At 46.7% G+C, this 11,282-nt stretch carries 7 protein-coding genes; 1 reads left to right on the forward strand and 6 read right to left on the reverse strand.

All coding sequences use genetic code 11. The features are described 5' to 3' along the window. Positions 1-149: 149 nt before the first annotated feature. From VIP81_RS26765 to VIP81_RS26790, 6 genes are all read right to left on the reverse strand, one after another. Positions 150-1,802, reverse strand: a complete 1,653-nt coding sequence (locus VIP81_RS26765) for a hypothetical protein (RefSeq protein WP_331968545.1) — start codon at positions 1,800-1,802, stop codon at positions 150-152. A gap of 55 nt (positions 1,803-1,857) precedes the next feature. Next, a complete protein-coding gene (locus VIP81_RS26770) occupies positions 1,858-3,510 on the reverse strand; it encodes a hypothetical protein (RefSeq protein ID WP_331968548.1) in 1,653 nt (550 codons plus the stop codon). 31 nt (positions 3,511-3,541) lie between these two features. After that, positions 3,542-5,185, reverse strand: coding sequence for a hypothetical protein (locus tag VIP81_RS26775; RefSeq protein ID WP_331968551.1), 1,644 nt, complete (start codon positions 5,183-5,185; stop codon positions 3,542-3,544). A gap of 37 nt (positions 5,186-5,222) precedes the next feature. Beyond that, positions 5,223-6,476, reverse strand: coding sequence for a YeiH family protein (locus VIP81_RS26780; RefSeq protein ID WP_331968554.1), 1,254 nt, complete (start codon positions 6,474-6,476; stop codon positions 5,223-5,225). A 27-nt stretch (positions 6,477-6,503) separates the two neighbouring features. Next, positions 6,504-7,922 (reverse strand): NAD(P)/FAD-dependent oxidoreductase, encoded by a 1,419-nt coding sequence (locus tag VIP81_RS26785; protein WP_331968557.1) that lies wholly within the window; start codon positions 7,920-7,922, stop codon positions 6,504-6,506. Positions 7,923-8,012: 90 nt separating this feature from the next. Further along, positions 8,013-10,349 carry a GAF domain-containing protein gene (locus VIP81_RS26790; RefSeq protein ID WP_331968561.1) on the reverse strand — a complete coding sequence of 779 codons (2,337 nt, stop codon included), beginning with the start codon at positions 10,347-10,349 and terminating at the stop codon, positions 8,013-8,015. Between the two features lie 144 nt (positions 10,350-10,493). Here VIP81_RS26790 and VIP81_RS26795 point away from each other — a divergent pair, with 144 nt between their 5' ends. Further along, positions 10,494-11,066, forward strand: coding sequence for a DUF1579 domain-containing protein (locus tag VIP81_RS26795; RefSeq protein WP_331968563.1), 573 nt, complete (start codon positions 10,494-10,496; stop codon positions 11,064-11,066). Positions 11,067-11,282: the final 216 nt, after the last annotated feature.

Below are 11,282 nucleotides of genomic sequence, written 5' to 3' on the forward strand. Positions count from 1 at the left end.
TGGCTGCGCGCTTCATAGAAATAGGCGAAAAAGCATTGGCGCGACAAAATTACGAAGAGCTGAAAGCCGCCGTGTATCAGCTGCACAGCCTGATGCCGGATGACAAAAAAACCAATGATCAGTTGAAAGGAACCGGTATCGGGTAAATGTTATTCGCCCAGGTACAAGTCTACCCCATCGGCATTATTATCGAGGAGGTTCACGAATAAATTCTTTTCGCTTTCGCCGATTTCCACGGGAATATACCTGTTGGACTGTCGCCAGTATGCCGAATCCAGTACAAATGTTAACGCCCCTTCCCGCAGAAAGGTGTTGGCATTCTTGTAATTCTTCGTGAAATAACCTGTCTTACGATAGTCCACCAGGAACGTAGCAGGTGATTTCACCCTCACCCAATGCTGTCCTATATAAAAATAAATCCGGTTGGCGGTCAGCTGCAAGGGGAGGAAAGTACTGTCGTGCGGCAATATGAAACAGGAGTAAAAAGAATCAGGCGTTTGTAACAAGGCCACCATTGCTACTTCCAGCCGGTTAAAAATACGCAGACTTTGTTTATGCAATGGATCAGCGAAGACGGTGCTATCTGCAGTCCCACTGCTAACGCTATCTGTTTGCAATATCCGCTGCGCCGGCGGGATGTAAGGAGTTCCCGTTAATTCGGGCATAAACGCAGGGCCGTACACATCATCACCGGTATGGGGTGTGGCTAATGTGGTATCGATCACCACACTATCTACCGCTTTTCCCGACAACAAAAATTCCAACTGTGATACTAGTTGGTTCATCACAACAACGGTATGGGCTTTATCAAAAAGATCTACTGCATGCGTTACATGGGTCGCCGGAGATTTCCTGCCACCACCGGGTTTTGTGGAAAGCATATTCCCTAATACCACAAACGTAATACAGGACGCCACGAAAATTAACCCGGTTCTTTTTTCGTTTAACCAACGTGGCCATATGCGCGCTATGAAAGGGCCTAGCCAGATCTCTAACGGACGACTGCGCAACACGCCTTTCCGGTAAACCAGTAATTCCTTTTTACGTACCTGCACCCGCTCCTGCACATAATCGGTGGTATGCAACTGTTCCGCCAGTTCCAACACCTGTAGTCCACGCTTAAAGTCTTTTGTATAAATGGCCAGCGCCAGGTTGATCAGGCTAATCCCAAAATCACTTCTCCACTTATTAAACTCCGTTGGTAAAATATTCAGTTGTGTAATGAGCGTAACATTCACAAAGCGCGATAAGTATTTCCAGCTATAGGCGCCACCGTTATTAAGCGATTCTGTGGCTGCTTTCAATTCATTATCGCATCCTTTCAGATAACGCAATACCTGTCGGTAGCTGGCAGTAGTATGCGTGCCATCCAGCAGCAACGGTCCGCTGAACAAGGCTTTCATGGTGGCCATATCCTGCTGTTTCAGGCTATTTAGTATCGCTACGGTAAACAGCGGCTCATAATAAGGCGCTATGAAAAGCAGGAAATCACTGTCTTTATAAATGGCCTGATCCGCCAGCTGTCTTTGCATTTCGCCCGTTTCCAGGAAATGTAATAACACCGGATCTGCTGTGATTTGCTCATGATAGAACAGCTCAGAAGAAGATGGCAGCCGATCGAAAAATTGCAGCAGGTCATTTTTGCTGAACAACTGCTCATCGAATTGCAGCAACTTATCATCTGATAGCTCTACTTCTGCCAGCATTTTTTTCCGGAGAAGGGATAATGCGGCGTTGTCCCGCAGGTCTACGGGTCCACCATTCATTTTCGTCAGGAAAGCCAGTGGGTTCAGGTATTTCATCTGATAGCAAAATAAGGAAAAAGAAATAAAACAGACGCCTGATCTGGCCTCCTTACTATTGCCCCACCTTCATCTCCACTCCATTGGTATTATTGGACAACTGCTTTAGCTGAAGCAGATCATGAGAAAGCGATACTTCCATAGGGATATAACGATTAGCGGTACGCCAATAGGTAGTATCCAGGATAAACTGCACGGAAGAATCACGCAAAAAAGACGCGGATTTAACCCAGGGCACCATAAAACAACCGTGTGTCCGATAGGTTGGTACATACTTCATCGCCCAATCGCCTTCCCAGTCAGGGTTCCAGTACAAACCCACATAAAAATACAGCTTGCTGAGCGAGAGTGGCAAAGGAACAAACGCGCTATCACGCGGCGCAATAAAACAGGAGTAAAAAGAATCTGGTGTTTGCAACAGCGTAATTAACCCCATCTCCAGGCGATTGAAAACACATACACTCTGACGGTGTGTCACACTCTGGTAACTACTATCTTCCGGTTGCAGCTTTTTGTACCTGTCGAATAGTGGTTGCACAAAATATTCGCCCACACCTCCCTGCTCTTTCAGCGCCTGCATAAACTGCGGACCGTATAAATCTTCGCCAGTGCGGGGAACAGGTAAATTGGAATGAAGTGTTGCATTTCTGATGCGTTTTTCCGAAGTCAGTTCCAGCTGCGACAACAGGTACTCCATAGTAAAGTGCGTGCGGGAACCGGAAAACACATTCCCCGGCACAGGCACAAATAATTCACGGGGCGTTTCCCTTTTTTCGTAGTAGCGACCTATTGCAAGCACTAATACGATAAAGATCATGCAACCTCCTTGTATAAGTCGTTCTTTAGTCCATCCCCAATGTGCCAACAGCTTGCCCAGCCTGGTAGTGGGCTCTTTCCGGAAAATAGCCGGCCGCCGCTCGTCCACCTCGGCTATCACATACCGGATATATTTTTCAATATGCTCCTGTACATACGAGATGCATGACAACTGCTGTAGGGCCACTAATATTTCCAGTGCTTTTTTCCTGTCGCCGTGGACATTCAGCTCCAACGCCAGGTTGATGACGGCAATACCGTAATCACTTCTTTGCATATGAAATGCATCCGGCAGCGCATTCAATAGCTGCACCTGTGTATGACCAATATATTGATCCACTTCCTGCGATAAGTCACGATGATCCTTTGCCAACACCGTCCTTGTGCGTTCTACCTTTGTGCGTTGTTCCTTCAGCAGACGGAATATTTTATCATAGCACCGCTTCATCCGCTCCCCATCCAATAACACCGGATTCAGAAACAAATATTGTAAGGTCAACACCTGCTGTTGCTGCAGGCTGGTCAACACGGCGGTAGTAAATAAGGGCTCATAAAAAGGCGCTATAAAAGACAGGAATGAATTGTCTTTATACAGCGCATTATCTGCAAATAGGCCGGCCAGCATACCTGTTGCCAGGAATTCGGATAGGCCCGGATCTGATTTTATTTCTTCATGAAAATGTAATTCCGTTTTATTCTTTAAGCTATCGAAAAAAAGCAACAGATCATTTTTACTGAAGCCTTCCCCATCTATCACTAATACTTTATCATCTGTCAGTTCCAGCTCTGCCAGTATTTTTTTCCGGAGAAGTGAAACAGCAGCCGGATCTGTTGCGTCGATGGCTGCCCCATTCATTTTTTCCAGTAAGGCAAGGGGATTACGGTATTTCATATGCGGGCAAAATAAGGAAAAAGAAACAAAACTATTCTCCGACGATCATCTCCACTCCATTGGAATTATCCAACAGGGGTTTCAATTGTAGCTGCTGTTGATCGGAATGGGATATCTCCAGTGGAATATAGCGGTTAGACGTTTTCCAATAGGTACTGTCCAGCACAAATTGAATGGCAGACTTATGCAAAAAAACATCGTGGTTATACACAGGATGCATAAACAATCCTTTTACGGTATACGACGGTACATATTCCATGGCCCAGTATCCCAGCAAATCAGGATTCCACGAATCTCCCAGGCAAAAATACACCCGGCTGAGTGATAGTGGCAAAGGCAAAAATGCGCTGTCGTACGCACTTACATAACAGGAATAAAAAGAATCAGGTGTTTGTACCAATGCAATGAGTGCCGTCTCCTGCCGGTTATACAAACAGATGCTTTGCCGGTGATGGATATCCGGCCAGTCGCCGTACTCCGGCACTACCAACTCCTGACTATTATATCGTGGCTTTATAAAATCACGCCCTACGGCTCCCTGTTTCCGGAGTGCCTGCATAAATGCAGGACCATACAAATCATCTCCGGTGGCGGGAGGCGTGATGGCCGGATATTTCAGCAGACTATCTACTGGTGCGGAAGGGGTTATTTGCAGCTGCGACAAAAGATAACTCATGGTCCGGTCGGTGCGGGACCCTGAAAAAATATTTTTCTTAACTGGAATTATTGATGGATCAACCGATGGTTTTATATCAGACAGCACTCCCGACACAATCGCCATCACCACAATAATGATTAGTCCTATTTGTATCAGTCCCGCTTTTGTTAATCCACGGAAACCAAATGGCGTGACAGTTGTTGCTGTTTTAACAGACTGCGGTCTATTAGGAATCTCTCCTTTTACATACGGAATATACTTTTCCACATTTTCCTGTACATAGGAGATGCTTTTGAGTTGTTGCAGGTCGACCAATATTTTTAACGCCTCCTTTTTGTGACCATTCGCATGCAAGGCCAGTGCAAAGTTGATCAGGAGAATTCCGTAATCACTTCTTTGCAGATGAAATGCATCCGGCAGGGCATTCAATAATTGCACCTGTGTAGGACCGATATAATTGGCTACCTGCTGCCACCTTGTCCAATAATCATTTGCCAGCTTTTTTCTGACATCTTCCACCACGGTATATTGTTGCTTCAGCAACCGGAATATTTTATCATAACACCGCTTCATACTCGCCCCATCCAGCAATACCGGGTTGGCAAACAGGTATTGTAACGTTTCCACCTGTTGTTGCTGCAGACTACTCAACACGGCGGTAGTAAACAAGGGCTCATAAAAGGGCGCTATAAAAGACAGGAATGACTTGTCTTTATACAGCGCCTTATCTGCAAACAGTCCGTTTATAGATCCTGTTACCAGGAACTCCGATAAAACCGGATCTGATTTTATTTCTTCATGAAAATGTAATTCCGTTTTATTCTTTAAGCTATCGAAAAAAAGCAGCAGGTCATTTTTACTCAACCCTTCCCCATTGATCACTAATACCTTGTCTGCTGTCAGTTCCAGCTCTGCCAGTATTTTTTTCCGGAGAAGGGAAACAGCAGCAGTATCTGTTGCGTCGATGGCCGCCCCATTCATTTTTTCCAGTAAGGCAAGGGGATTACGGTATTTCATATACCGGCAAAATACTAAAAAAAGTAATTCGCCCTGTTTATGAAAACAACAGGTAAGCCAGCACCAGGGTAACAACTACGTTAAACGACTGGGCTATCAGGAACGCATATACGGGCTTCCTGCTTTCTGTTCCGATCAGGTCTTTGAAATTTGTTTCCAGACCTATACTAGTGAAAGCCAGCGCAAACCAAAGGCCCTGCAAACTTTTCAAGGGCGCTTTCAGCGGTGCAATGGCTGCCGGGGAAATGAAAAAAGAAAATACCAGTGAAGCCAGAATAAATCCGATCACGAATTTGGGAAATCTTTCCCAGATCACTTTCAAAGTGGGCTTGGTATTGGCATCGCCGGCATTAGGATGTTTGGTATAAGTCCAGTATACGGAGATGGCAAAAGCTGCTACACCCAGTAATACATTCTGCGAAAACTTTACGATGGTACTGATCTTCAGGGCTGTTTCACCTACCAGCGAGCCGGAAGCCACTACTGCGCCGGTGGTATCAATACTACCTCCCAGCCAGGCGCCGGTTACCGCTTCCGGAAAGTTAAAGTAGTGCGCAATCATCGGCATAAAAATCATCATCGGGATAGCCGTAATCAGTACCAGGGAAATCACCAGCGACAGCTTTTTTGCATCTCCCTTAATAGCACCAGAGGTAGCAATGGCGGCAGATACACCACAAATAGATACCGCACTCGATAGCATCATGGTGAGTTCATTATCTATCTTCAGTCTTTTACATACCCAATAGGAAAAATACCATACCGACAATACCACTACCAGCGCCTGAATAAGCCCGAGGGCGCCGGCTTTCAGCACATCAGAAAAAATGATGGTGGTACCGAGTAATACCAATCCTATTTTCACAAAAAATTCAGAGGTCAGCGCTTCGCGGAACCAGGTGGGTAATTTAAAAAGGTTGCCTATCAGTAAGCCTATAATGAGACTAAAAATAACGGCTTCCAGGCCATAGCCATTCAGGGTGGCGTTGCCGGCAATGATGAGCGCCAGGGTAGTCAGTGCAAACACCACCGGGAATACCAGCAGCGTATTTTTCACTGATTTACCGGTGAGAAAAGATCCCAGCAGCGCCAGGGCGATCACATAAATAAATTGTGCACCTATTTTTAATAAGTTGGCGCCGGCTAATACTTTACCGGTAAGATCTGCGGTATTGCTCCATTTGTACTCGGGAATGGCGACTACCACACCGGTCATGGAAAGAAGGATGATCCCAAAACCAAGCGTAACAATGGCCCAGTCTTCCTGTAAATAAGACTTTACTGTAGGCATATAGATTCATTAATGATAGTGACTGCTTTAAAAAATATCTCTCAGTACCGTGTTGGCGGCGTGGTATCCACACATGCCGTGCACACCACCTCCCGGCGGGGTGGCAGAAGAACAGATATAGATCCCTTTGGCGGAAGTCCGGTAAGGCGATATCCGCAATGCAGGACGGGTATACAACTGCCGGATATCAATAATGCCGCCATTGATATCGCCTCCTACATAGTTCGGATTATAGGCTTCCATCTGCTGCGCATTCATGGTATGTTTCGCCAGGATCAGATCGCGGAAACCGGGTGCAAAACGTTCTATCTGTTTTTCTATAATCGTGGTCATATCTACTTCAGATCCGTTGGGCACGTGGCAATAGGCCCAGGCAGTGTGTTTGCCCGCCGGCGCTCTTTCGTCAAACAGACTTTGCTGCGTTAACAGTACAAAAGGCGCTGCATTATGCTGCCCATCATAAGCCCGTTGCTCCGACAATGCAATTTCTTCAAAAGTACCTCCCAGGTGTACTGTAGCTGCCTGCCTGCATTCCGCTGCGGTAAAAGGAATGGGGCCATCTAATGCCCAATCCACTTTAAATACACCTGGACCATAACGGTAACGCGACAACTGTCTTTTATAGTGCGGAGAAAACTGATCTCCGGCAATAGTCAGCAATTGTTTAGGCGTAAGATCAAACACCACGGCGTGATGCGAGGGCAATTGCGACAGTGAACTAACGTGTACGCCTGTTTGAATTTTACCTCCCAATGAAATAAAATATTGCGCCAGCGCATTCCCGATCGCTTGCGAACCACCTTTGGGAACAGGCCATCCATGCCGGTGGCCTACAGCAGATAAGATGATCCCAATAGCAGCAGATGCCGTATTGGTGAGCGGCTGAATGGAATGCGCCGACATGCCCGCCCACAAGCCTCTGGCAGCAGCAGTGGAAAATCTTTTTGACACCGCCGCGGCAGACCGCAGCGCATTCAGCCCAAACCGGGCCATGATCAGGGGATGCCGTGGAAAAGAAAAAGGGCCGAGACTATCTTCTGCTACCGCTTCCCAATGTTCGGCTACCGGCTGTATCAGCCGGCGGTAAGCGCCTGCATCTACGCCCAGCGCCTGCGCCGTTTCATCCAGCGATCGCGCCAGGAAAGCAGCCGTACCATCATCAAAAGGATGCGCGGCGGCCAGCGGAGCATGCACGAACTCCAGCCCAAAATCAGCTAAAGGCAACTTTGAGAAAAAAGGAGAACCTACCGCCATCGGATGTACCGCAGAACATACGTCGTGGTAAAACCCCGGCAAGGTGAGCTCCTGTGTACGCATGCCACCTCCAATGGTATCCCTGGACTCCAACAGCAATACAGATACCCCCGCCTGTTGCAGCCTGATGGCGGCAGACAAGCCATTGGGCCCCGATCCTACTACGATAACATCGACATCTTTTTTATCCATGAGATATGCTTACTACTGTTGGCTGACATCTTAATAGTCTACAAACTTAGTATACTATTAACGGGAATGCAAATTATTTCCAATAAAAATTTATTTCTCCGCCAGCAGTGTGATGCCTACGCGAATAGCCTGCAAACCACTGAGTCCCTGCAGGTCTTCCAGCTCCAGTTCTTCCAGCTCCGGCAACAGCACCCCGGTATCCTGTAAATAACGGATAAAAGGCAGGTAATCTTCCACATCTTTCCGATCGGAGTAAATCAGGGCAATTTTATCCGGCTGGGTTAACCGCTCTTCCGTATTGCGGATATGTACTTTATCAATCCGTTTCTTAATCATCTGGTAACGGATATTATAGGCGCCTTCCACATCAAATTTCCGTTCATCTGACCGGAAACTGATATCTATCGGATGATTATGCACAAAGATAAGCTGGGTGGTATGCAGTTCTTTTGGCATCTGCGACAATAAGCCATGGGTGAGCCCCGCAATGGTCACCATGGAAGATAGCTGCCATAAGCGGAGGTTTTTCAGGTGGAGATGATGGAAGGGCTTGTCCGGTGCAATAGACTGCCCGATATAGATATCATACTCCACACCATCTGTTCTGAATTTCTCGAAGTAGCAAGGATAGGATTCCTGCAATTTATTTTTCTCTGACTCAAAGTACTGGTTCACCGTGCCGTTAATCAGGTGCATGGAGGCTTCCAGTGCATCTTTATTCACATTGCCGGATAAGCCCTGCAGGCAGGCGTCAATCGCTTCGCTGGTTTTGGGATGCTGCACCGCAATATGGCGTAAATACTGTACCGCGTCTACTTCCAGGAACCGGTTCAGCTCATTTTCACCGGTAGGACTCAGCTGTTGCTGCAACAACGCCTGCTGCCATTGCTGGCAATGGTAGATCATCTGTTTTAACAGGTCGTTTTGCTGGTATTGCCGGAGACTATCCAGCGTGGCCGCCAGAATGCTCAGGTGACTGTCCAGATCCGCAATAATCGCCTTATTTCTTTCTACCGTAGAATTCCTGATATCAATAGCCCCATACAAAGGATATACCTGCTGGAACAGAATATTCTGGATAACAACCGGCAGGTTCTTCTTCGTGTTATAAAGATAGTGCCAGGCTACTTCATTAAATTTCCACTGCACTGCTGGCTGGATAGACGTAAATTTTTCCTTGATTACTTTTTCTATCTCCAGGTTAAATTCTTCTATATAAATCTGCAACAGCTGAGAGAGAGGTCCAATAGCTGGTTCCAGCAACGCCAGTGTTTTATCATCGAAAGACTCCTCCCGCCAGGTATGCACTGCCATAATACCTACCAGTTCATGCAAATGAAAAATGGGCATCAGGGCCAGCGACTTCACGCCCTGATTACGGAAATACTCCAGGAACGCATATTCCCTCCGGGTTTCCTGGAAAATATCCGGCGAAAAAAAGAAGATGGGTTTGCTGGCAAAAGCTTTTGCCTGCCGGCCAAATTCTTCCGGCGAAAGCCGGTCTTCTCCCCATACCTCAAACAGGATACCGGTACCACCTTTTTCCAAACTGTACACCGGTACATCATTTACCCGCAGAAACGGAAACAGGTCGAACTCAATCTTACTGTTACGCACCAACGACTTCAGCGATTGAATCACTTCCTGGAAACTTTTCTCTTCCACCACCGCGGTACGGGATAGTCTTACTTTCTGGATATTTTCCACCGCTTTCTGTGTAGTTACATCCGAAACCATGATCACAAAAAAACCACGGAAGCTGAACAGTTCCAGCGGCAGCATTTCTTCCAGTATCTCAAATCCACCGCCTTCGCTCAGATGTGTATAGAGTTGCCCCATATCTATTTCGGGCAAGGGGCCTTTAGCAGTAACGCTGACAAAATCAGTATTAAAATTTACCGCGGAATACTCCAGCAAGCCGGTATGCTGATTGATTCCCGCGTGGAACTGTTCTCTTTTAAGGGGGACTAAAAAATTATAGAGCCGTTGCAGGATGAAAGCGTACAGCAATTGTAACCGGTCAATATGGTAATCTCCCGGTTTACGGCTTGCCTCATAGCTGTTATTGGCTCTTCTTTCTCCCATCAATGCATACAGCTGGTCGGTTCCATAAAAAATAGTGGGAATAAAAGGAAAACTGAGTCCCCATGACAGGGTTTCTTCTGCCCGCATGGCAGGAGAAAGACAAGCATACACGTATTCCAGTTGTTGCGTGTAGCGCGGCGTGTCTGCTATGGCTATATCGTGGTGGCCAATGTCTGACGCCTCAAATGCAGCAAGCGTTTCTGCATACAAGCGGGCTTTCACGGTTTGTTCTTCACGGATCCTCTTCTTCAGCCAGGCGATAAACGGTTCAAAGGAAATGGCTGCATCAATGGCCAATGGCTGCGCCCTGTTTCCCGACACATCCAGTATGGTTGTTTGCATAAGGGGATGATTCTTTCGTTACCAAAGGTATGGAATTTGGGAGGTGTAACACGCATACCATCTTCCGTAACTATAAATGACTTAACTTGTTATCCTGTAATTCTACTACACCCCGATTATAACATTTCTAAACCACTATGCATCATGAAAGCAATCTACCTGTTAGCGGCTGCGTTATGCCTGTTAATCACCTCCAACACTTATGCACAGCAGGATTCTGCTGCTATGATGAAAGCCTGGATGGACTATATGACGCCAGGGCCTGTTCATCAAAAAATGGCCATGGACGATGGTGAATGGACCGCCGATATGACCATGTGGGAAAAGCCAGACGCCCCTCCTACCAAAGCCACCGGCGCCTGTGTCAACAAAATGATCCTCGGTGGCCGGTATTGTGAAAGCCGCTACACCGCCGAAATGATGGGAATGCCTTTTGAAGGTCTTGGCACCATGGCGTTCGACAATCACCGCAAAGTATTTATTAACACCTGGATCGACAACATGGGTACTGGTGTTACCATCATGGAAGGCACCTGGGATGATGCCACGCATTCGCTCGAATTGAAGGGCAAAGTGGTAGATCCTGCCAGCGGCAAAGACTGTTTGCTGCGCCAGGTGACTACCTGGAAAGACAAAGACCACCAGGTGATGGAAATGTACCGTACGCAGAACGGTAAAGAAGTGAAAGAAATGGAAATTGCGCTGACGCGGAAATAACGCGGTTTTTTGTCTTGGGACAGGATTATACTGATTTAGATGATTTTCCGGATTTTTGTTTTTTTGATTTTATAACATTGTTGTCCGGGTAAATTGAATATAACATGGCCTGTATTCCTTTTCTGATAAGGAATACAGGTTCTTAAATTATTGTATGAAAATCCAGGGAAGCTCCCTGTTATTTATCAGGGAGAAAAACCTAACCCTATTTCGTGT

The sequence above is a fragment of the Chitinophaga sp. genome (assembly GCF_036566945.1).
Taxonomy (GTDB): Bacteria; Bacteroidota; Bacteroidia; order Chitinophagales; family Chitinophagaceae; genus Chitinophaga.

Bases quoted from the DNA above. Each gene is read 5' to 3' on its own strand.
- VIP81_RS26785 (WP_331968557.1), bottom strand. From the start codon at position 7,922: ATGGATAAAAAAGATGTCGATGTTATCGTAGTAGGATCGGGGCCCAAT.
- VIP81_RS26765 (WP_331968545.1), bottom strand. From the start codon at position 1,802: ATGAAATACCTGAACCCACTGGCTTTCCTGACGAAAATGAATGGTGGA.
- VIP81_RS26795 (WP_331968563.1), top strand. From the start codon at position 10,494: ATGAAAGCAATCTACCTGTTAGCGGCTGCGTTATGCCTGTTAATCACC.
- VIP81_RS26790 (WP_331968561.1), bottom strand. From the start codon at position 10,349: ATGCAAACAACCATACTGGATGTGTCGGGAAACAGGGCGCAGCCATTG.
- VIP81_RS26780 (WP_331968554.1), bottom strand. From the start codon at position 6,476: ATGCCTACAGTAAAGTCTTATTTACAGGAAGACTGGGCCATTGTTACG.
- VIP81_RS26770 (WP_331968548.1), bottom strand. From the start codon at position 3,510: ATGAAATACCGTAATCCCCTTGCCTTACTGGAAAAAATGAATGGGGCA.
- VIP81_RS26775 (WP_331968551.1), bottom strand. From the start codon at position 5,185: ATGAAATACCGTAATCCCCTTGCCTTACTGGAAAAAATGAATGGGGCG.